Source organism: Streptomyces sp. NPDC048504 (assembly GCF_043200035.1).
Lineage (GTDB): Bacteria > Actinomycetota > Actinomycetes > Streptomycetales > Streptomycetaceae > Streptomyces.
Window position 1 is genome coordinate 83,105 of sequence record NZ_JBICXA010000013.1, and the last position, 20,944, is coordinate 104,048.

The 20,944-nt window shown below is 70.9% G+C and carries 19 protein-coding genes; 17 read left to right on the forward strand and 2 right to left on the reverse strand.

Annotation, left to right across the window (positions count from 1 at the left end; translation table 11 throughout):
* Positions 1-17: 17 nt before the first annotated feature.
* The 5 genes from ACGFY9_RS29715 (at position 18) to ACGFY9_RS29735 (ending at position 7,097) form a co-directional block, all read left to right on the forward strand.
* Positions 18-557, forward strand: coding sequence for a TIGR00730 family Rossman fold protein (locus ACGFY9_RS29715; RefSeq protein WP_393759212.1), 540 nt, complete (start codon positions 18-20; stop codon positions 555-557).
* 7 nt (positions 558-564) lie between these two features.
* Complete coding sequence (locus tag ACGFY9_RS29720) at positions 565-1,263, forward strand: SDR family oxidoreductase (RefSeq protein ID WP_393759214.1); 699 nt, start codon at positions 565-567, stop codon at positions 1,261-1,263.
* Between the two features lie 104 nt (positions 1,264-1,367).
* Positions 1,368-2,375 (forward strand): methionine synthase, encoded by a 1,008-nt coding sequence (locus tag ACGFY9_RS29725; protein ID WP_393759216.1) that lies wholly within the window; start codon positions 1,368-1,370, stop codon positions 2,373-2,375.
* Between the two features lie 15 nt (positions 2,376-2,390).
* Complete coding sequence (gene ligA / locus ACGFY9_RS29730; RefSeq protein WP_393759218.1) at positions 2,391-4,583, forward strand: NAD-dependent DNA ligase LigA; 2,193 nt, start codon at positions 2,391-2,393, stop codon at positions 4,581-4,583.
* A 270-nt stretch (positions 4,584-4,853) separates the two neighbouring features.
* Positions 4,854-7,097 (forward strand): putative bifunctional diguanylate cyclase/phosphodiesterase, encoded by a 2,244-nt coding sequence (locus tag ACGFY9_RS29735; RefSeq protein ID WP_393759220.1) that lies wholly within the window; start codon positions 4,854-4,856, stop codon positions 7,095-7,097.
* A gap of 92 nt (positions 7,098-7,189) precedes the next feature.
* Here ACGFY9_RS29735 and ACGFY9_RS29740 read toward each other — a convergent pair whose 3' ends face one another.
* Complete coding sequence (locus ACGFY9_RS29740) at positions 7,190-7,774, reverse strand: TetR/AcrR family transcriptional regulator (protein ID WP_393759222.1); 585 nt, start codon at positions 7,772-7,774, stop codon at positions 7,190-7,192.
* Between the two features lie 97 nt (positions 7,775-7,871).
* Here ACGFY9_RS29740 and ACGFY9_RS29745 point away from each other — a divergent pair, with 97 nt between their 5' ends.
* The 6 genes from ACGFY9_RS29745 (at position 7,872) to gatB (ending at position 12,450) form a co-directional block, all read left to right on the forward strand.
* Entirely contained in the window at positions 7,872-8,243 is a 372-nt protein-coding gene (locus tag ACGFY9_RS29745) for a DUF4267 domain-containing protein (protein WP_393759224.1), read from the forward strand.
* Between the two features lie 46 nt (positions 8,244-8,289).
* Positions 8,290-8,784, forward strand: a complete 495-nt coding sequence (locus tag ACGFY9_RS29750) for a cupin domain-containing protein (RefSeq protein WP_393759226.1) — start codon at positions 8,290-8,292, stop codon at positions 8,782-8,784.
* Between the two features lie 92 nt (positions 8,785-8,876).
* Positions 8,877-9,173, forward strand: coding sequence for an Asp-tRNA(Asn)/Glu-tRNA(Gln) amidotransferase subunit GatC (gene gatC, locus ACGFY9_RS29755; RefSeq protein ID WP_007384860.1), 297 nt, complete (start codon positions 8,877-8,879; stop codon positions 9,171-9,173).
* A 5-nt stretch (positions 9,174-9,178) separates the two neighbouring features.
* Positions 9,179-10,681: an Asp-tRNA(Asn)/Glu-tRNA(Gln) amidotransferase subunit GatA gene (gene gatA / locus ACGFY9_RS29760; RefSeq protein ID WP_033282745.1), complete on the forward strand. Its 1,503-nt coding sequence runs from the start codon at positions 9,179-9,181 to the stop codon at positions 10,679-10,681.
* Positions 10,678-10,920: a hypothetical protein gene (locus ACGFY9_RS29765; RefSeq protein WP_019068646.1), complete on the forward strand. Its 243-nt coding sequence runs from the start codon at positions 10,678-10,680 to the stop codon at positions 10,918-10,920. The genes gatA and ACGFY9_RS29765 overlap by 4 nt, the downstream gene beginning before the upstream one ends.
* Positions 10,921-10,935: 15 nt before the next feature.
* Complete coding sequence (gene gatB / locus ACGFY9_RS29770; protein ID WP_393759228.1) at positions 10,936-12,450, forward strand: Asp-tRNA(Asn)/Glu-tRNA(Gln) amidotransferase subunit GatB; 1,515 nt, start codon at positions 10,936-10,938, stop codon at positions 12,448-12,450.
* 51 nt (positions 12,451-12,501) lie between these two features.
* Here gatB and ACGFY9_RS29775 read toward each other — a convergent pair whose 3' ends face one another.
* Positions 12,502-13,284: an SAM-dependent methyltransferase gene (locus ACGFY9_RS29775; protein WP_393759230.1), complete on the reverse strand. Its 783-nt coding sequence runs from the start codon at positions 13,282-13,284 to the stop codon at positions 12,502-12,504.
* A gap of 117 nt (positions 13,285-13,401) precedes the next feature.
* Here ACGFY9_RS29775 and ACGFY9_RS29780 point away from each other — a divergent pair, with 117 nt between their 5' ends.
* From ACGFY9_RS29780 to ACGFY9_RS29805, 6 genes are all read left to right on the forward strand, one after another.
* Entirely contained in the window at positions 13,402-13,695 is a 294-nt protein-coding gene (locus ACGFY9_RS29780) for a hypothetical protein (protein WP_393759232.1), read from the forward strand.
* A gap of 218 nt (positions 13,696-13,913) precedes the next feature.
* A complete protein-coding gene (locus ACGFY9_RS29785) occupies positions 13,914-16,157 on the forward strand; it encodes an MMPL family transporter (protein WP_393759234.1) in 2,244 nt (747 codons plus the stop codon).
* Positions 16,135-16,710: a GNAT family N-acetyltransferase gene (locus ACGFY9_RS29790; RefSeq protein ID WP_393759236.1), complete on the forward strand. Its 576-nt coding sequence runs from the start codon at positions 16,135-16,137 to the stop codon at positions 16,708-16,710. Before ACGFY9_RS29785 ends, ACGFY9_RS29790 begins: the two co-directional genes overlap by 23 nt.
* Positions 16,711-16,745: 35 nt before the next feature.
* Entirely contained in the window at positions 16,746-17,354 is a 609-nt protein-coding gene (locus tag ACGFY9_RS29795; RefSeq protein ID WP_393759238.1) for a hypothetical protein, read from the forward strand.
* A gap of 209 nt (positions 17,355-17,563) precedes the next feature.
* Entirely contained in the window at positions 17,564-17,749 is a 186-nt protein-coding gene (locus ACGFY9_RS29800; RefSeq protein ID WP_393759240.1) for a hypothetical protein, read from the forward strand.
* Between the two features lie 113 nt (positions 17,750-17,862).
* Positions 17,863-20,925: an AAA family ATPase gene (locus tag ACGFY9_RS29805; protein ID WP_393759242.1), complete on the forward strand. Its 3,063-nt coding sequence runs from the start codon at positions 17,863-17,865 to the stop codon at positions 20,923-20,925.
* Positions 20,926-20,944: the final 19 nt, after the last annotated feature.

Sequence of the window (20,944 nt, forward strand, 5' to 3'; positions counted from 1 at the left end):
CCGCGTACGGTGACGACATGAAGATCTGTGTGTTTCTCTCCGCGGCCGACCTGGACGAGCGCTACACGCGCCCCGCGCGGGAGTTCGCGGAACTGCTAGGCAAGGGCGGGCACACGCTTGTGTGGGGCGGTTCGGAGGCCGGGCTGATGAAGGTGGTCGCCGACGGCGTACAGGCGGCCGGCGGGCGGCTGGTGGGCGTCTCGGTGACCTTCCTGGCGGCCTCGGCACGGGCGGACGCGGACGAGATGGTGATCGCCGGCGACCTCGCCGAACGCAAGAAACTGCTCCTGGAGAAGTCCGACGCCGTGGTCATCATGGTGGGCGGCACCGGGACGCTGGACGAGGCCACGGAGATCCTGGAGCTGAAGAAGCACGGCCACACCGACAAGCCGGTGGTACTGCTGAACACCGCGGGCTTCTACGACGGCCTGAAGACCCAGTTCCGGCGCATGGAGGACGAGGGGTTCCTGCCCGTCCCGCTCACCGACCTGGTGTTCTTCGCGGAGGAGCCGGTGGGGGCGCTGGCCTACCTGGAGGAGTCTCTGGGCATCCACTGATGCGAGCATGGCGGACATGGCTACACATGTGATCACCGGAGCCGGTTCCGGCATCGGCGCGGCCGTCGCCCGCCGGCTGCACGCGCGCGGGGACCGACTCGTGCTCCACGCGCGCGACGCGGGCCGCGCGAAGGAACTGGCGGCGGAGCACCCGGGGGCGAGCACCCTGGTGGGCGACTTGGCGGACCCGGACAAGCTCAGCTGGGCGTTCTCGCACCAGAGCCTGCCCGACCGCGTGGACACGCTCCTGCACATCGCCGGGGTGGTCGACCTCGGCCCGGTGGGAGAGCTGACCCCGAAGACCTGGCGCCACCAGCTCAACGTCAACCTGATCGCCCCCGCCGAACTGACCCGCCACTTCCTGCCCCAACTCCGGCTGTCCGGCGGCCACGTCCTCTTCGTGAACTCCGGCGCGGGCCTCCGGGCGAGCGCCGACTGGTCCGCGTACGCCGCCTCCAAGCACGGCCTGAAGGCCCTCGCGGACTCCCTGCGCCACGAGGAACACGCCAACGGCGTCCGCGTCACCTCGGTCTACCCCGGCCGCACCGCCAGCCCCATGCAGGCCAAGGTCCACCAACAGGAGGGCAAGCAGTACGACCCCTCCCAGTGGATCGACCCCGAGTCGGTCGCGACGACGATCCTGATGGCGATCGACCTGCCGGGGGACGCGGAGGTCAACGACCTGACGGTGCGGCCGGGGCGGTGAGGTTGCCCCGGTGAGGTTGCCCCCTAGGGCTCCGCTCAGACCCCGCCAAGGGGCGCAGCCCCCGGGGGCGTCACCCCTGCCCCAGGGTTCCGTAGGCTGCCGGGGTGAGCAACAAACCTACGTTCAGCTTCGGCGCAGCCACCGGCATCGGCTCCCTCCCCGGCACCGATGCCCGGGAAGCCGCGAAGACCGCGACCGGTGCCTTCGAGGACTTCCCGTTCCTGCCCGAGCTGCCCGCCCGGGGACCCGGCGCGGACATGATCGGCCGGACCGCCGGGCTGCTCGTCGAGGTGTACGCGCGTGTGGAGCCCAGCGGCTGGCGGATCGGGGACCGGCCGGGGCGGGACACGAAGCGGGCGTGGGCGTGGCTGGGGGAGGACCTCGACGCGTTCGAGGAGTTCACCCAGGGGTACGAGGGCCCGCTCAAGGTGCAGGCCGTGGGGCCCTGGACCCTCGCCGCCGGCCTGGAGTTGAGGAACGGCGAGGCCGTCCTTTCCGACCCCGGCGCCTGCCGGGACCTCGCGGGCTCGCTCGCCGAGGGCCTGCGCAACCACCTCGCCGACGTACAACGCCGCGTCCCCGGCGCCCAGATCGTGCTGCAACTCGACGAGCCGTCCCTGATCGGCGTACTGCGCGGACACGTCAGGTCCGCCAGCGGCTACCGCACCTACCGCGCCGTAGACCGCCAACTCGTCGAGAGCACCCTCCGCGAGGTGGTCGGGGTGCACGCGAGCGGCCCGGTCGTCGTCCACTCCTGCGCACCGGACGTGCCGTTCGCCCTGCTGCGCCGGGCGGGCGCGGCAGGGGTGTCCTTCGACTTCTCGCTCCTCACCGAGCGTGACGACGACGTGATCGGCGAGGCGGTCGAGGCCGGCACCCGGCTCTTCGCCGGTGTCGTGCCGGGCACGGACACCGCGTTGTCAGACCCTGCCGGTAGCGTCATGGGTGTCAGGACGCTGTGGCGCAGGCTGGGGCTGCGACCGGGACTTCTCGCGGAGGCGGTCACGATCACCCCGTCGTGCGGACTCGCGGGGGCTTCTCCCGAGTACGCGCGCCAAGCCCTCGCCCACTGCGTCCGGGCGGCGAGATCCCTCGCGGACAACCCTGAGTGACGGAAGGACAACACGGTGGCCGGCGACAGGCAAGCGGAGACGACGGTGCCCGCAGAGGCACGGGAGAAGCACGCGCAGCTCGCTGAGCAGATCGAGGAGCACCGCTTCCGGTACTACGTGAACGACGCCCCGGTCGTCAGCGACGCGGACTTCGACAAGCTCCTGCGCTCCCTGGAGGCGCTGGAGGAGGAGTACCCGGAGCTGCGGACGCCGGACTCGCCGACCCAGAAGGTCGCGGGGGCGTACGAGACGGAGTTCACCTCCGTCGTCCACCGCTCCCGCATGCTCTCCCTGGACAACGCGTTCGACGACCTGGAGCTGGCGGCCTGGGCCGAGCGCGTCCAGAAGGACGTCGGCACCTCCGACTACCACTTCCTGTGCGAGCTGAAGGTCGACGGCCTCGCCGTCAACCTGACGTATGAGCACGGCCGTCTCACGCGCGCGGCGACCCGCGGCGACGGCCGGACGGGCGAGGACATCACGCCCAACGTCCGTACGATCGCGGAGATCCCGGACCGGCTGACCGGCGACCGTGTGCCCGACCTCGTGGAGATCCGAGGCGAGGTCTACTTCCCGATGGAGAAGTTCGAGGAGCTCAACGCCCGCCTGGTCGAGGCCGGCGACAAGCCCTTCGCCAACCCCCGTAACGCGGCGGCGGGTTCACTGCGCCAGAAGGACCCCCGCGTCACCGCCACCCGCCCCCTGCACATGGTCGTGCACGGCATCGGCGCCCTGGAGGGCTTCGACCCCCTCACCCGCCTCTCCGAGGCGTACGCCCTACTGAAGACCTGGGGCCTGCCCACCTCCCCGCACAACAAGGTGGTCGACGACCTCGACGGCGTACGCGAGTTCATCCGGTACTACGGCGAGAACCGCCACTCCGTGGCGCACGAGATCGACGGCGTCGTCGTCAAGCTCGACGAGATCCCCCTCCAGGGACGGCTCGGTTCCACCTCCCGTGCCCCGCGCTGGGCGATCGCGTGGAAGTACGCGCCCGAGGAGGTCAACACCAAGCTCGTCAACATCCGCGTGGGCGTGGGCCGTACGGGCCGGGTCACGCCGTACGCCCAGGTCGAGCCGGTGACGGTGGCCGGCTCGGAGGTCGAGTTCGCGACGCTGCACAACCAGGAGGTCGTCAAGGCCAAGGGCGTCCTCATCGGAGACACGGTGGTGCTGCGCAAGGCCGGCGATGTCATCCCGGAGATCCTCGGCCCGGTCGCCGACCTGCGCGACGGCAGCGAGCGGGAGTTCGTGATGCCGGCCGAGTGCCCCGAGTGCGGCACGCCGCTGCGGCCGATGAAGGAGGGCGACATCGACCTCCGCTGCCCGAACGCCCGTGCCTGTCCTGCCCAGTTGAGGGAGCGCCTCTTCTACCTCGCGGGCCGCAAGGCGCTCGACATCGACCACTTCGGTTACGTCTCGGCGGCCGCCCTCACCAAGCCGCTGGAGCCCGCGGACCCGCCGCTGCGCGACGAGGGAGACCTGTTCGGGCTCACCATCGAGCAGTTGCTGCCCATCAAGGCGTACGTCCTCGACCAGGACAGCGGGCTGCCCAAGCGCGACCCGAAGACCGGCGAGGAGAAGATCGCCACGGTCTTCGCCAACCAGCAGGGCGAGCCCAAGAAGAACGCGCTGGCGATGCTGGAGACCATCGCCGCGGCCAAGGACCGCCCGCTGGCCCGCATCCTCACCGGCCTGTCGATCCGTCATGTCGGCCCGGTCGCCGCCGAGGCGCTGGCCCGCGAGTTCCGTTCGATCGAGCGGATCGAGCAGGCCACCGAGGAGGAGCTGGCGAACACCGACGGCGTCGGCGCGATCATCGCCGCCTCGCTCAAGGAGTGGTTCGCCGAGGACTGGCACCAGGAGATCCTGCGCAAGTGGCGGGCCGCCGGGGTCCGCATGGAGGAGGAGGGTTCCGCCGAGGACGAGGGCCCGCGCCCGCTCGAAGGACTGACGGTCGTCGTGACCGGCACACTTGAGCACTTCACGCGGGACGGGGCGAAGGACGCCCTGCAGAGCAGGGGAGCGAAAGTGACCGGTTCTGTTTCGAAGAAGACCTCTTTCGTTGTCGTAGGTGACAATCCTGGTTCGAAGTACGACAAGGCAATGCAGGTCAAAGTGCCTGTTCTGAACGAGGACGGCTTCACCGTCCTGTTGGAACAGGGACCCGAGGCGGCCGCCGAAGTCGCGCTTCCGGTCGAGGAGTAGCGAGGAGCAGCGGTTGAAGGCCACCCGATCGGCGCATACCAGATGCATACGGGTGGCCGGGTCGCATTCGGGCAACCGTCTACGACCGCTGCCCGTGGAAGCCTTCTGCGGCCTACTGTTGAGGTGTGCACCTGCCGTGCCCAGCTGCGGTTGGGGCAACCCCCTGCTCTTGGTGAGCAGGGGGAGGGGTTTTCCAAACGCGGTGCCGTTGACGGAAGTCGGGCATCGGACCGCGTGGCGTGGGCACCGCCGGCTGTGAGAGGGACGGGAATGGAACCGACCGAGAGCGCCCCCCCGGACTCACTGCTGCGCCGGCTCACCGGCGCCTGGCGGGAGAGTCGTTGGGGAGCGCGACCCGTGGAGCGTCCGGGCGCCCAGCCGCGCGCCACCGGACAGTACTCCACACCTGATGCCCGCTACTCCGCGCCACTCTCCGCCGACCCAGGCTCCGACGGCGAACGTCATCTGACCTGGCCCGCGCTGCCCACGGCTGTCGTGGTCGCGGCCGGGTTCGTCCTCGGCGCCGGCTTCTTCCGGGCGTTCACCGGCGGCCACGCGCTCTTCCCGTCCGGCACGGTCGGCTGGTCGCTCGCCGTCCTGACCGGCATCATCGTCGGCCACCTCGTCGCCCTCGGCCGCGCCCGCTGGTGGGGCGGCACCGGCTCGGGCGCCGCCCTCACCCTCGGCGTCCTGCTGCTCTACGGCTGGGTCGCCGCCGGCATGGTCAGCCTCACCGTCGTCGTCCTGGTCGGCATAGCCCGCCGCAACCGCTGGCGCCAGGGCATCCTGCACGGCGCGGTGGACATCCTCGGCATCGCCGCCGGCGCACTCGTGCTGGGCGCCTTCGGCCGGGTGCCGTCCGTCGAGACGCCCTGGAACCCCGACACCTGGACGGTCTACACCGCCCCCGAAGTGGTCCTGGTCGCCGTCGCCTATCTCGCCGTGACCCGCACCCTGCTCTGGTATCTGCACGCCCCGCGCCACGGCGGACTGCCCACCGTCGCCCGCACCGCCCTGCTCAGACAGGGCCTGGTCGCCGTAGCCCTGCTCGGCATCGCGCCACTCATCTGCGTGGTCGCCGTAGCCCAGCCGATCCTGCTGCCCCTGTTCTCGATCCCGCTCATCGCCCTCGACTCCACCCTGTGGATGGCCCGGGCCAGGGCCGAGGAGCAGCTGCGCGACCCGCTGACCGGGCTGCCCAACCGGCAGTGGCTCCTGGAGCGCATCTGGACCGCCCTGGACGACGCCGAGCGCATCGGCGCCAAGGCCGCGCTCATGCTGATCGACCTCGACCGGTTCCGGTCGGTCAACGACACCCTGGGCCATCTCGCCGGTGACCGGCTGCTGTTGCAGATAGCCGACCGGCTGCGGGTGGCGCTGCCGCGCGGGGCGGAGGCCGCGCGGCTCGGCGGCGACGAGTTCGCCGTCCTGCTGCCCGTAGCCGACTCCACGACGTCCGCGACCCGGGTCGCCCGCAACCTCGTCGCCGCGCTCAGCTCCCCGCTCGACCTCGACGGGCTCACCCTCGTCCTGGAGGCCAGCGCGGGTGTCGCCGTCTTCCCCGACCACGCCCTCGATGCCGAGGGGCTGCTGCGCCGGGCCGACGTCGCGATGTACCAGGCGAAGCGGGACCGTACGGGCGTCGAGGTCTACGAGTCCAAGCGGGACTCCAACACCCCGGACCGGCTCGGCCTGCTGGGCGATCTGCGCCGCGCCCTCGACGCGCACGAGGTGCAGCTGCACTACCAGCCCAAGGTCCGCTTCGACGGCCAGGTCGCCGGCCTGGAGGCGTTGGTGCGGTGGGTGCACCCGGAGCGCGGGAAGGTGCCGCCGGACGAGTTCATAGCGATCGCCGAGTCGTCCGGGCTGATGCCCCACCTGACGGAGTACGTGCTCGACACGGCCCTCGCCCAGGTCGCCAGATGGCGCGCCCAGGGCCTGTTCGTACCGGTCGCGGTGAACGTCTCCCCGCGCGACGTCCACACCCCCGGCTTCGCCGGCTCGGTCGCCGCGCGCCTCGCCCGGCACGGTGTCCCGCCGGGCTCCCTCCAGCTGGAGATCACGGAACACGTCCTCCTGGAGGACCCCCAGCGCGCCGCCGACACCCTCAACGGGCTGACCGGGCACGGCGTGAAGATGTCCCTCGACGACTTCGGCACGGGGTATTCGTCCCTGGTGCATCTACGGCGGCTGCCGGTCAGCGAGTTGAAGATCGACCGGTCGTTCGTGGCCCGGCTCGCGGTGGACACGGAGGACGCGGAGATCGTGCGGTGCACCGTTGATCTCGCGCATTCCCTGGGGTTGCTCGTCGTGGCTGAGGGGGTTGAGGACGACGAGACGTGGGAGCGGTTGCGGGATCTGGGGTGTGACGCCGTGCAGGGGTGGCTTGTCGCTGCGGCGATGCCTCCGGAGGACATGACGGCGTGGTTGCGGGCGCGGGGTTCGCGCGGTTGGCAGCGGCCTCGCGCCGCGTTGCCTGCGGCTGCGGCGGATGATCCGGGGCGGATCGGCTGAGGTCGCTGCGCCTATTGGGGTGGGGGCTTCTAATCGTTTGCGGCTGCGGGGCCGTCGTGGCTTGTCGCGCAGTTCCCCGCGCCCCTGAGGGGTCAGCTCACGCCTGTTGTGAAGTGGGCGATCAGTAGCGCCAGCCGCTGCTCGTGGGCCTTCTCGGGTAGGCGGCCGCTGCGCATCAGCGTGACCAGGCCATGGAGGCCCGCCCAGTACGTCTCCGTCAGCAGGCCGGGGTCGTCGCCCTCGGCCGCGATGGGCTCGACGGCCTGGAAGATCTCGCCGAAGGCCGCCTGCAAGGGCGCCGGTGCCTCCGGGGTGGCGAACGGCAGGTCGACCATGTGCGTGAACATCGCGTCGTAGAGGGCCGGGCGGCGGCGCGCGAACGATGTGTACGTCTCGCCGACCGCGCTCAGCGCCCCGCGCGTGCCCTTCGCCGCTGTGCGCGCCGTGTGCAACTCGGCGGCCAGTACGGCGCAGCCCTCCACCGCCACCGCCGCCATGATCGCGCCCTTGTCCTTGAAGTGGCTGTAGAGGACGGGCTGGCTGTACTCGATCTCGGCTGCCAGGCGCCGTGTTGTCACCGCGTCCCAGCCCTCCGTCTCGGCCAGTTCCCGTGCGGCCGAGACGATCAGTTGCTCCCGCTCCGCCCGCTCGCGCTCCCGGCGCGTCTGAATCGTCATGACCCGGATTCTAGCATCGCTAGCGTTCCTGTCGACGCTCTGCTAGCTTCGCTCCAAGAGCTAGCGCTGCTAGAAAACACTCGTGAGGAGAAACGACGTGACCGTCACCGCCTACACCCTGGCGATCGTGCTCGACCTGTTCTGCCTGTTCCTGGGCTACCGGTTCCTGTTCCAGCCGGGCCCTGCCGCCGCCGGTTACGGAGTCCCGGCCGATCCCGCGGGTGACGCCGGCGCCTACCTCACGATCAAGGGCCTCAGGGACGGCACGCTGGGTCTGGTGGGCCTTGCGGTGCTGGCCTTCGCCGGGGCGCATGCCGAGGCCTGGTTCATGCTCTGCGTCGCGGTCGTGCCGTTCGGCGACACCCTGATAGTGCTGCGCCACGGCGGAGCGAAAGCCGTGGCCTTCGGGATCCACTTCGCCACGGCGATCGTTGTACTGATCAGTGCCGTGCTGCTGTTCCTTGCCTGAGCCGTCCGAGCCGCACTCCTCTTCCTCATCCGAACGGGGTCCCGAAATGTCGTTGCTCGTACCGAAGTTCGACGAGTCCGTGATCGTGCGCGATGCCGAGGCCGAGGTGGTGGGCCGGGCGCCGACCACCGTGAAGCTGCTCGCGGACAGCAGCGCGACCGGCGGTGCGCTGTCCACCCAGCGCGTCACCCTCAGCGGGGGAGCGGACGGCGCGAAACCGCACTGGCACGACAACTCCGCCGAGATGTTCTTCTTGCTCGACGGCGCCGCCGAGATCCTCTCCGGCGACCAGGTCGTCACCGCTGGACCCGGTGACCTGGTCGTCGTCCCGCCGGGCCTGCCCCACGCCTTCGCCGCCGCACCCGGCACCGACGCCGACCTCCTCATCGTCATCACACCCGGCGTCGAGCGCTTCGAGTACTTCCGTCACCTGCAGCGCATCTCCCTCGGAGAGGTCGGCCCGGAGAGCCTCCTGGAGGTGCAGGAGCTCTACGACAACCACTTCACGAAGAGCCCGGTGTGGGACGCGCGAGGCCGGTGACCGGGGCTCCGGAGAAACCGTTTAACGGCTGAGGGCCCCCGCCCCATAGGATTGGCGCCAAACCACACACACTCACCCCAGAGGAACGCTGCATGCCTGGCATCACGCGCGAGGAGGTCGCCCACCTCGCCCGGCTGGCGCGTCTGGAGCTGAAGCCCGAAGAGCTCGAACACTTCGCGGGACAGCTGGACGACATCATCGGCGCGGTCGCCCGCGTCAGCGAGGTCGCCGACCAAGACGTACCGCCGACCTCTCACCCGCTGCCGCTGACGAACGTCATGCGCGCGGACGAGGTCCGTCCCTCGCTCACCCCCGAGCAGGCGCTCTCCGGCGCCCCGGCCCAGGAGCAGCAGCGTTTCAAGGTGCCGCAGATCCTGGGGGAGGACTAACCACCATGACGGACCACAGCAGCATCATCCGGCTCACCGCCGCCGAGATCGCCGCGAACATCGCGTCCGGCGTGCTCACGGCCGTCGAGGTCACCGAGGCCCACCTCGCCCGTATCGAGGAAGTCGACGCGAAGGTGCACGCCTTCCTGCACGTCGATCGCGAGGGCGCCCTCGCGCAGGCCCGCGCCGTCGACGAGAAGCGGGCCCGGGGCGAGCAGCTCGGCCCGCTGGCCGGCGTCCCGCTCGCGCTCAAGGACATCTTCACCACCGAGGGCATCCCGACCACGGTCGGCTCCAAGATCCTCGAAGGCTGGATCCCGCCGTACGACGCGACCGTCACCAAGCGGCTGAAGGCCGCCGACGTGGTCATCCTCGGCAAGACCAACATGGACGAGTTCGCCATGGGGTCGAGCACGGAGAACAGTGCTTACGGGCCCACCGGCAACCCCTGGGACCTCACCAAGATCCCCGGCGGCTCCGGTGGCGGTTCCTCCGCCGCGCTCGCCTCCTTCCAGTCGCCGCTCGCGATCGGCACCGACACCGGCGGTTCCATCCGCCAGCCGGCCGCCGTCACCGGCACGGTCGGCGTCAAGCCGACGTACGGCGCAGTCTCCCGCTACGGCATGGTCGCCTTCTCGTCCTCCCTCGACCAGGGCGGGCCCTGCGCCCGTACGGTCCTGGACGCGGCGCTGCTGCACGAGGCCATCGCCGGACACGACCCGCTGGACTCCACGTCGATCGACGCCCCGGTCCCGCCGGTCGTCGAGGCCGCCCGCAACGGCAGCGTGCAGGGCATGCGCGTAGGCGTCGTCAAGCAGTTCCGCGGCGAGGGCTACCAGGCGGGTGTCATCCAGCGCTTCGACGAGGCCGTCGCGGTGCTGAAGGAACTGGGCGCGGAGATCGTCGAGCTGGACTGCCCGTCCTTCGACCTCGCCCTGTCGGCGTACTACCTGATCGCGCCCTCCGAGTGTTCGTCGAACCTGGCCCGTTTCGACGGCCTCCGCTACGGCCTCCGCGTCGGCGACGACGGCACCCACTCGGCCGAAGAGGTCACCTCGATCACCCGTGAGGCGGGCTTCGGCCCCGAGGTGAAGCGCCGCATCATGCTCGGGACGTACGCGCTGAGCTCCGGCTACTACGACGCGTACTACGGCAGCGCCCAGAAGGTCCGTACGCTCATCACCCGCGACTTCGAGAAGTCGTTCGAGAGCGTCGACGTGATCGTGTCGCCGACGACGCCGACCACCGCCTTCCCGATCGGCGAGCGTGCCGACGACCCGATGGCGATGTACCTCGCGGACCTGTGCACCATCCCGACCAACCTGGCGGGCAACTCGGCCATGTCGCTGCCCTGCGGTCTCGCTCCGGAGGACGGTCTCCCGGTCGGGCTCCAGATCATCGCCCCGGCGCTGAAGGACGACCGCCTTTACAAGGTCGGCGCCGCCGTCGAGGCCGCCTTCGTGGAAAAGTGGGGCCACCCGCTGCTTGAGGAGGCACCGTCGCTGTGAGCAACGCACTGTCGAAGGCCAAGGGCTTCAAGAAGTCCAAGTCCGGCACCTATGTGTCCATCGCCACCACCGCGTTCGGCGCGCTGGGCGTCGCCAAGCAGATCAAGAAGGCGCGCACCGAGCACGACACGCTCCGTCTGATCGACGCCACGGTGTCCGCCGTCGCGATCGTCACCGGCCTCGCCATCCTGTACCGCGAGCTGAAGCGGCTGGGCGACGACGACGTCCTGCTGGGCTGAGAGGGAAAGTTCACCGTGACCACCACGACCGACCTGGAGTCGTACGAGGGCGCTCTCGCGTCGTACGACCCCGTCATGGGCCTTGAGGTCCATGTCGAACTCGGCACCAAGACCAAGATGTTCTGCGGCTGTTCGACCGAACTGGGCGCCGAACCGAACTCGCAGACCTGCCCGACCTGCCTCGGCATGCCCGGCGCGCTCCCGGTCGTCAACGCGATCGGCGTCGAGTCCGCGATCAGGATCGGCCTCGCGCTGAACTGCGAGATCGCCGAGTGGTGCCGCTTCGCCCGGAAGAACTACTTCTATCCGGACATGCCGAAGAACTTCCAGACCTCCCAGTACGACGAGCCGATCGCCTTCAACGGCTATCTGGACGTCCAGTTGGAGGACGGCGAGACCTTCCGGGTGCAGATCGAGCGCGCCCACATGGAGGAGGACACCGGCAAGTCGCTGCACGTCGGCGGCGCGACGGGCCGTATCCACGGCGCCTCGCACTCGCTGCTCGACTACAACCGGGCCGGCATTCCGCTCATCGAGATCGTCACCAAGCCGATCGAGGGCGCCGGTGAGCGTGCACCCGAGGTCGCCAAGGCGTACGTCGCCGAGCTGCGCGAGCTGATCCGGGCGCTCGGTGTGTCGGAAGCCCGCATGGAGCAGGGCCAGATGCGCTGCGACGTGAACCTGTCGCTGCGCCCGCACGGCCGCGAGAAGTTCGGCACCCGGAGCGAGACGAAGAACGTCAACTCGCTGCGTTCCGTGGAGCGTGCCGCCCGCTACGAGATCCAGCGCCACGCCGCGGTGCTGAACTCCGGCGGCACGATCATCCAGGAGACCCGCCACTTCCACGAGGACACCGGGTCGACGACCTCGGGCCGCGTGAAGGAGGAGGCGGAGGACTACCGGTACTTCCCGGAGCCGGACCTGGTGCCGGTGGCCCCCTCGCGCGCGTGGGTCGAGGAGATCCGCGCCGGACTGCCCGAGCAGCCGCTGGCCCGCCGCAACCGGCTGAGCGAGGAGTGGGGGATCACCGCGTTCGACATGCAGTCGATCCTCAACGCCGGTGCCATCGACCCGATCGTCGCCACGATCGACGCCGGTGCCGACGCGGCCTCCGCGCGCAAATGGTGGATGGGTGAACTCGCCCGCAGCGCCAACGAGTCCGGCAAGGCGCTCGACGAGCTGCCCATCACGCCGGAGCAGGTCGCCCGGGTCACCGCGCTGGTCACCGCAGGCGACCTGAACGACAAGCTCGCCCGCCAGGTCATCGAGGGCGTCCTCGCCGGCGAGGGCACCCCGGACGAGGTCGTCGAGAAGCGCGGCCTGAAGGTCGTCTCGGACGAAGGCGCTCTCACCACAGCCGTCCAGGAGGCCATCGCCGGCAACCCGGGCATCGCCGACAAGATCCGCGGCGGCAAGGTGGCGGCGGCCGGCGCACTGGTCGGCGCGGTCATGAAGGCCACCCGAGGCCAGGCCGACGCGGCCCGTGTCAAGGAGCTCATCCTGGAGCAACTGGGCGTCAGCGAAGGCTGAGCCAGTACACCGTGCACGGCCCCGGGGACCTGATCTCCGGGGCCGTTCCGGTTATACCCGGCGGCCCACGACCCGCGCGAAGCCGAGGGTGCGTCCTTCATCGGCGCGCACCAACTCCACCGACTCCCGGGCCATGTCCGCCATCCACGCGTACGGACTCTCCTCGGCGCACACCTCGCTCCACAGCAGCCAGTCCTTCCAGCCGTCGGGCTGCCAGTCGGCGGTCTCGACCTCCACGGTGCCGCCGCGGGTCCAGTGGCGGCGCCACCAGGCGGGGGAGTGGAACGCCCAGAAACCGGGGTCCCAGAAGGGCTTCAGGTGCTCCGGTGGTTCGTCGCCCGCCAGTTCCTCCCGGAGGGCGGGGACGACGATCCCGATCCGGCCGCCCGGCTTCAACAGCCTTGTCAGAGTGGGCAGGTAGAGGTCGGCGGTACCGAAGTACTGGTAGGCGTCGACCGACACGATCGCGTCGAACGTGCCGTCCCCGAAGGGGAGATCGTGCGCCTCCACATGCAGGGGGAGCACCCGGTCGGCGACACCCGCCTCGGCGATCCGCACGGCGTTCTCCTCCGGCTTCACCCACAGGTCGGCGGCGGTGACCTGGAGGTCGTACTCCTTGGCGAGGAAGACGGAGGTCATGGCGCGCCCGCAGCCCAGGTCCAGGACACGGGCGCCCGGGCACAGGGTGTCCAGGCCGAGCGCCGGGGCCAGCCATTCCAGCAGCCACAGGGCGTGCGGGCCCATCTGGTTCTCGATGGTCCAGCGGGCGTCGTAGCCGTTGCTGCGTGGATGGCGGGGATGGGTCAGGCGGGCGGACAGGTCGGTGTCGGGCATCGGTGAACGGTGTCCTCCGGTTCTGCGTAGGTTCCAATGAGGAAGCAACGAGATTGTGGAGGACGTCGGTTGGCCGCGCACCAGGTTTCTCAGGCGGAGGCGCTACGCTCGCCCGCCATGGACGGACGCGGAGATTCCGAGATACCGGACTTCGGGGACACGGCGCTGGACGCGCGGCGGGCCCGTTGGACGGCCGCGCTGACCGGTGCCGTACTGGCTCTCGCGGGGGTGGCCGCCGCGGTGCTGCGGGCGAGTGGGGCCGCGCCGGTGCTCGTTCCGGCCGCCTATGCGGTGGGCGCGGCGGTCTGTGCGCTCGCGTCCGTGCTCGGGTCCAGGGGCCGCACCAGGCGGGCGCTTTGGCTGCTGGTCGTCGGGGCGATGGTGATGGCCCTGGGGGACCAGTTCGACTGAGGCGACGGTCAAGGCGGCAGTCCGGGCTACAGAGTTGCCGTTACTGTCCTGTGATCTGGCTCCCACTCCCGTGATTCGGCGCACGAACGTCATGAACGATCATTTTCTGCTGCAAGAGTGGGCTCCGTATTGCTCATGCGTTCTTTGCGGGCTGTTCATCCCTTGAACCAGGATTCCCGGTCAAAGATCCACAATTCGCCATCCCCGGGAGCACGTTCGTGGCAGCCCTTGCCCGCTGGTGTGTTCGGCACCGCCTTGTCGCCGTCCTGTTGTGGCTCGTCGCGTTCGGCGGGGTCACCGCGGCCGCCGCCGTCACCGGCTCGGCGTACTCGAACGACTACGAGGCCCACGGCACCGAGTCAGGTCGTGCGACTCAGCTGCTCAAGGAGGGGTTTCCGGATCTCGGCGGCGACAGCGACACCGTCGTCTGGCGCACCTCACCCGGCTCCGTCCGCGCGGCCGCCGTCGAACAGACCATGAGCGACGCCCTGGACAGGATCACCGACCTGCCCGGAGTCGCCTCCGTCGTCAGTCCGTACGACGGACAGGGCACGGGCCGGATCAGCGCCGACGGACGCACCGCCTACGCGACCGTCACCTTCGCGCACCAGGCCGAGGACATCGACAAGTCCGAGGCACAGGCCGTGGTGAGCGCCGCCAAGGCCGCCCAGACCGACGGACTCCAGGTCGAGTTGGGCGGCAGCGCCATCGCGCTCACCGAGGCGTCGAGCGGGCACACCGCCGAGATCGTCGGGGTCGCCGTCGCCGCCCTCGTGCTGTTCCTCGCCTTCGGCTCGCTCGCCGCCTCGCTACTGCCCATCGGCACCGCCCTGGTGAGCGTCGGCACCGCGTACGCGGCGATCGTGCTGCTCGGGCACGCCCTGACCGTCGCCGACTTCGCGCCCATGCTCGGCATGCTGATCGGGCTCGGCGTCGGCATCGACTACGCGCTGTTCATCGTGACCCGGCACCGGCGCGGGCTGAAACGCGGGCTGTCCGTCACCGAGGCGGTCACCAACGCGGTCGTCACCACCGGACGCGCGGTCGTCTTCGCGGGCGCCACGGTGTGCATCGCCCTCCTGGGGATGCTGATCCTGCGGCTCGGCTTCCTCAACGGGGTCGCGATCGCCGCCTCGTTGACCGTGGTGCTCACCGTCGCGGCCTCCGTGACGCTTCTCCCGGCCCTGCTGTCCTTCATCGGCCCCCGCGCCCTCAGCCGCCGCGAACGGCGCCGACTGGCCGAGCACGGGCCCCAGCCGGAGCTCCCCACCGGCCTCGCCGCCCGCTGGTCCGCGTTCGTCGAGCGCCGGCCCAAACTGCTCGGCACCCTCGCCCTGATCGTCATGGCCGTCCTCGCGCTGCCCACCCTCGCCCTCCACCTGGGCACCTCCGACCAGGGCAACGACCCCAAGGCGTCGACCACCCGCCAGGCCTACGACCTCCTCGCGGCCGGCTTCGGGCCCGGCGTCAACGGCCCCCTCACCCTCGTCACGAAGATCGACGGCGCCGAGGACAAGCTCACCCTCGACAACCTCGACGCCACCCTGCGCACCACCGAGGGCGTCGCCTCCGTGACCCCGGTGACCTACGACGCCGGCGGCTCCACCGGGTACTTCAGCGTCCTACCGGACTCGGCACCGCAGTCGCAGCGGACCAGCGACCTCGTCGACCGGCTGCGCACCGAGGTGCTGCCGCGGGCCGAGACGGGCACCTCGCTCGACATCCACGTCGGCGGGGTGACGGCGAGCTACGACGACTTCGCCGACGTGATCGTCGGCAAGCTCCCGCTGTTCGTCGGGGTCGTCATCTCGCTCGGCTGTGTCCTGCTCCTGCTCGCCTTCCGGTCGATCGGCATCCCGCTCAAGGCCGCCGCGATGAACGTCGCCGCCGTGGCCGCCGCCTTCGGGGTCGTCGTCGCGATCTTCCAGTGGGGCTGGGGGAGCGAGTTCCTCGGCCTGGGACGCGCCGGACCGATCGAACCCTTCCTCCCCGTGATCATGGTGTCGGTCCTCTTCGGGCTCTCCATGGACTACCAGGTCTTCCTGGTGAGCCGGATGTACGAGGAATGGCTGGAAACCGGCGACAACCGCCGCGCCGTCCGCGTCGGCCTCGCCGAGACCAGCCGGGTGATCAACTCGGCCGCCGTCATCATGATCTCGGTCTTCCTCGCCTTCGTGCTCAGCGGGGACCGCGTGATCGCCATGTTCGGCATCGCGCTCGCCTCCGCCGTCGCCCTGGACGCCTTCGTCCTGCGCACCCTCCTGGTGCCGGCCCTCATGCACCTGCTCGGCGGCGCCAACTGGTGGCTTCCCCGCGGCCTCGACCGCGTCCTGCCCCGCATCAGCATCGAGCCCCCCGAGTGCCGCGCCGCCCATGAGAGGCTGGCCGCCGCGACGGACGCCGAGGTGGCGGACGTCCTGGCGAAGGAGCAGGAGCAGGATGTACGCGATATCCCTGGGTGACGACGGAGCCGAACTACGTCCCCTGGAGCCGTGGCACGCCGAGGAGTTCCTCGCGCACCTGGACCGCGGCCGCGAGTTCATCGGCCAGTTCATCACCTTCGGCTCCAAGGCGACGGACGTCGACTCCGCGCGGGCCATGCTCCAGCGCTACGCCGACCTCCGCGCCGCCGACGAAGCGTCCCTGCACGGCATCTGGCTCGACGGCAAACTCGTCGGCGGGGTCCTCTTCCTGAACTTCCACGCCGACCAGGGCAACTGCGAGGTCGGCTGCTGGCTGGAACCCTCCGCTGCCGGGCACGGGCTGATCACCCGGGCGATACGGATTCTCATCGACTTCGCGATCGAGCGGCGCGGCATCCACCGCGTCGAATGGCACGCGGCCGCAGGCAATGAGAAGAGCCTGAATGTTGCCCGCCGCATGGGCATGACCAGGGACGCGATCCTGCGCGAGTCACACCCCCACGGGGGTCTAAGGCACGACATAGAGGTGTGGTCCGTGCTCGCCCCCGAGTGGCGCGAGGCACGCGCGCGTGCGCAACACAGCGATCTTTAAGGAACTTCTCAGACTTCACCCCTACCGTGCGCATCATGGGTACCAAGACTGTTGACGAGGCCGCGAACGAGGCCACCGAGGTGAAGAGCGACGCGGAGACCGTCGATGTCACCAAGACCGACGAGGAAGTGACCGAGCCGGAAACCGCGAACACCGAGGCCGAAGCCGCCGAGGACGAGGACGACCTCTCCGAGGAGGAGTACGCGGCCGAGCTCGCGAAGCTCCAGCTGGAGCACCCCGAGGAGGGCCCCTCCGGCGTCGGCCAGGGCGCGGCCGCGGTCGTCTCCGCCGCGCTCGGCTTCATCTCGCTCTCCGGCGGCTGGGTCGGCACCGTCGCCGCCGCCCGCGAGACCCTCGTGGGCCAGCTCCACACCGCCTCCACCGCGAGCGTGTCCACCCAGATCAAGGAGGTCTACGGCGACGCCTGGCACACCACCGCGCTGTGGGCCGGCATCTTCGCCCTGGTCGGCGCGCTCGTCGGGGTCGCGGCTCTCGTCCGGCCCGCGTTCGGCACCCCGGGCAAGCCGCAGGCCACCTGGATCAAGTCGGTCGCCTGGGCGGGCGTCGCGCTCGGTGTCGTAGGACTGCTCCTGGCCGTCCTGAAGTACACCGACGTCCTGCTCAGCCTGCCGTCGGCCACCTGACCGTCGGCTCGCGCCACCGCACGTAACCAGGGGTCTTAGGGCCTCCGTAAGCACCTTACGGAGGCCCTAAGACCCCTTACGCATGTCTAAGGCCCGCCCGGCCCGGCAAGATGCGGAACTCTCCCGATGTGGCGGACCCCCCTTGGAGACGAAGGTTGAGGCATCGCAACAAGCGAAGCCGAAAAACCGCCTCCACCAAGGGACTTGAGATGTACGAGTACGAACTCCACCAGATCCGTTCCGCCGAACTGCGCCGGCAGGCCGCCAACGAGCGGCTGGCCCGCGAGGCCGTGCGCGGGGCCCGTGCCGCCCGTCGCGAGCAGGCCCGCCGGGCCGCCGAGGGGGAGGTGCATACCCAACGCCCCCGTCGGCACCTGTTCGCCCGCGTCTCGTGACCGTCCGGGCCCGGGAGGACGGCCGTACGGCGCCCGCCCGGCAGGTTCGCGGGGCGCTCCTCCCCGCGGCCGCCCTCCCGAAAACCGGTGCCGCGTTGTCAGACCCGCGTGACATGCTCGCAGGCGTGGAGACCAGGTCCGTCAGTCCGGTCTTCGTCGGCCGCGCCGACGAACTGGACACGCTGAACGATGCGCTCGCCCGCGCCGCCGCGGGCGAGCCGCAGGCGTTGCTGCTGGGCGGCGAGGCGGGCGTCGGCAAGACCCGGCTCGTCGAGGAGTTCGCCACCGCCGCCTGCCGCCGGGGTGCCGTCGTCGCGCTCGGCGGCTGTGTCGAGATCGGCGCGGACGGGCTGCCCTTCGCCCCGTTCTCCACGGCCCTGCGCGCGCTGCGCCGCGAACTGCCCGACGAGCTGTCCGCCGCGGCAGCCGGCCAGGAGGAGGAACTCGCCCGGCTGCTCCCGGAGTTGGCGGAGACGGCCACCTTCCAGCGGGCCGGCCGGCACGACGAGGAGGGCATGGCCCGCCTCTTCGAACTCACCGCGCGTCTCCTGGAGCGCGTCGCCGCCGAGCGCACGGTCGTCGTCGCCCTGGAGGACCTGCACTGGGCCGACGCCTCCACCCGCCACCTCCTCGCCTACCTCTTCCGCACCCTGCGCACCGGCCGCCTCGTCGTCCTCGCCACCTACCGCGCTGACGACATCCACCGCCGCCACCCGCTGCGCCCCCTGCTCGCCGAACTCGACCGGCTCCGCACGGTCCGCCGGATCGAACTGGGCCGCTTCAACCGGCAGGAGGTGGGCCGTCAGATCGCCGGCATCCACGCCGCCGAACCCGACCCCGCCCAGGTCGACGAGATCTTCGAACGCTCCGACGGCAACGCCTTCTTCGTCGAGGAACTCGCCGTCGCCGCCCACGACGGCTGCCGCAGCAACCTCACCGACTCCCTGCGCGACCTGCTCCTCGTCCGGGTCGAGTCGCTGCCCGAGAGTGCCCAGCGGGTCGCCCGGATCGTCGCCGAGGGCGGCTCCACCGTCGAGTACCGGCTGCTCGCCGCCGTCGCCCGGCTCGCCGAGGACGACCTCATCGAGGCGCTACGGGCGGCCGTCGGCGCCAACATCCTCCAGGTGGCCCCCGGTGACGACGGCTACCGCTTCCGCCACTCCCTGGTCCGCGAGGCCGTCGGCGACGACCTGCTGCCCGGCGAGCGCTCCCGCATCAACCGCCGCTACGCCGAGGTCCTGGAGGCCGACCCGACGCTCGTCCCGGCCGACCAGCGCGTCATGCGGCTGGCGAGCTACTGGTACCACGCCCACGACGCCGCCAAGGCCCTCCCCGCCGTCCTGGACGCCTCCGTGGCGGCCCGGGGCCGGCACGCCCACTCCGAGCAACTCCGGCTCCTGGAGCGGGCGATGGAGCTGTGGGACACCGTCCCCGACGCCGTACGCGCGGGGCTGCGCCCCGTCGACTACACCGAGGTGTACCCGCCCTGCGGCTGCGACCCGGAGACCACACCGTTGCGCTACCTCGACCTGATGGCGGAGGCCGCCGTCGCCGGGCGGCTGAGCGGGGAGCGCGAGCGCGCCCTGAAGATCACCAAGCGGGCCCTGCACCTCCTGGAGGACGAGGGCGACCCGCTGCGCGCCGCCTGGTTCTGGGTGCAGCGCTCCGTCCTGGTCCGGTCCCAGGCCCGCGGAGACGGCTGGCCGGAACTCGCCGCCGCGCAGGAGCTGGTCCGCGGACTGCCGCCCTCCGAGGTGCACGCGGAGGTCCTCGCCAAGGTCGCCGGCTGGTCCATGGTCCATGTCCCGGGACCCGACGCCTACGTGGCCGCAGAGCGCGCGGTCGAGTACGCGCGCATGGTCGGCGCCCGCGAGATCGAGATGGACGCCCGCCTCACCCTGGCCGGCCTCATGGTCGCCTCCGGAGACGTCGAGGGAGGCCTCGCCGAACTGGTCGAGGTGAACGAACGGACGGTCGCCGAGGGCATCTCCGCCGTCGCCGGCCGCAGCTATGTGAACCTTCCCTCCTTCCTCGAAACGGTCGGCCGCTCCCGCGAGGCCGTGCCCATCCTGGAGACGGGGCTCGCCTTCGCCAGGAAGTTCGGCCAGTTCGACAAAGAGGCATGGATCTGGGGGAACCTCGCCGAATCCCTGGTCAGCCTGGGCCGCTGGGACGAGGCCGCCGAGGCTGCGACCAAAGCGGAGCGCGTGGACCAGAGCGCCAAACCCCGCGGCTTCCACGCTCGGATCCGCGCCGAACTCGCGCTCGCCCGAGGCGATGTGGCAGAGGCCCGCCGCCAACTGGCCGCCGCCCGCGAGCACTTCGGCACCCACGACGCCGCCCCCCAGCACCATCTGCCACTGGAGCGGATCGAACTCCAGATCGCCACCGCCGAAGGCCGCCTCCTCGACGCCCGCGCCACCCTCGGACTCGTCCTGGACTCCGGTTTCCTCCCCGGCACGTATTTCGAGGTCTGGCCCCTCCTGGTCACCGCGGCCGCCGCCGAGACCCAGGCCGTCGGCCTGCCCGTCGCCGACCCCGGCCGCGCCAAGATCCTCGAACGCATCCGGGAGGCCGCCAAGCCGGTCCCCACCAACGTCCCCGTCTGGCAGGCCCACGAACGCTGGCTCCGCGCCGAACTCCTGCACGCCGAGGGCCGCTCCACCCCGGACGACTGGTCCGAGGCGGTCGCCGCCTTCGAATGCCTCGACCGCCCCTACGACCTCGCCCGCGTCCGGCACCGCCTCGCCGAAGCGCTGCTGTCCGACCCCGACGGGGGTGACGACGAGCGGGACCGCGCCACGGAACTGCTCCGCCTGTCCGCCGCCGTCGCCGACCACCTCGGCGCCCGCCCGCTCGCCGACTCCGTCGCGCTGCTCGCCCAGCGGGCCCGGCTGACGCTCACAAAGGTCCCGGCGCGTAGAGCTGCCCCCGCCGACCCCGTCGAGGCGCTCGGCCTCACCAGCCGTGAGCGGGACGTCCTGCGGCTGGTCTCCGCAGGCCGCACGAACAGACAGATCGCCGAGGAACTCTTCATCTCCCCGAAGACCGCGAGCGTCCACGTCTCGAACATCCTCGGCAAGCTCGGCGTCTCGGGCCGGGGAGAGGCGGCCGCCGTCGCCCACCGCCTTGAGCTGTTCCCGCCCGACCCGCTCACCGCGCGCTCCGCACGATGAGTCGTACGCTGTAGGGGAC

Bases quoted from the DNA above. Each gene is read 5' to 3' on its own strand.
- ACGFY9_RS29780 (WP_393759232.1), top strand. From the start codon at position 13,402: ATGGACGGACGCGGAGATTCCGAGATACCGGACTTCGGGGACACGGCG.
- ACGFY9_RS29790 (WP_393759236.1), top strand. From the start codon at position 16,135: ATGTACGCGATATCCCTGGGTGACGACGGAGCCGAACTACGTCCCCTG.
- gatA (WP_033282745.1), top strand. From the start codon at position 9,179: ATGACGGACCACAGCAGCATCATCCGGCTCACCGCCGCCGAGATCGCC.
- ACGFY9_RS29735 (WP_393759220.1), top strand. From the start codon at position 4,854: ATGGAACCGACCGAGAGCGCCCCCCCGGACTCACTGCTGCGCCGGCTC.
- ACGFY9_RS29795 (WP_393759238.1), top strand. From the start codon at position 16,746: ATGGGTACCAAGACTGTTGACGAGGCCGCGAACGAGGCCACCGAGGTG.
- ACGFY9_RS29775 (WP_393759230.1), bottom strand. From the start codon at position 13,284: ATGCCCGACACCGACCTGTCCGCCCGCCTGACCCATCCCCGCCATCCA.
- ACGFY9_RS29720 (WP_393759214.1), top strand. From the start codon at position 565: ATGGCGGACATGGCTACACATGTGATCACCGGAGCCGGTTCCGGCATC.
- ACGFY9_RS29715 (WP_393759212.1), top strand. From the start codon at position 18: ATGAAGATCTGTGTGTTTCTCTCCGCGGCCGACCTGGACGAGCGCTAC.
- gatC (WP_007384860.1), top strand. From the start codon at position 8,877: ATGCCTGGCATCACGCGCGAGGAGGTCGCCCACCTCGCCCGGCTGGCG.
- ACGFY9_RS29750 (WP_393759226.1), top strand. From the start codon at position 8,290: ATGTCGTTGCTCGTACCGAAGTTCGACGAGTCCGTGATCGTGCGCGAT.
- ACGFY9_RS29805 (WP_393759242.1), top strand. From the start codon at position 17,863: ATGCTCGCAGGCGTGGAGACCAGGTCCGTCAGTCCGGTCTTCGTCGGC.
- ACGFY9_RS29800 (WP_393759240.1), top strand. From the start codon at position 17,564: ATGTACGAGTACGAACTCCACCAGATCCGTTCCGCCGAACTGCGCCGG.
- ACGFY9_RS29740 (WP_393759222.1), bottom strand. From the start codon at position 7,774: ATGACGATTCAGACGCGCCGGGAGCGCGAGCGGGCGGAGCGGGAGCAA.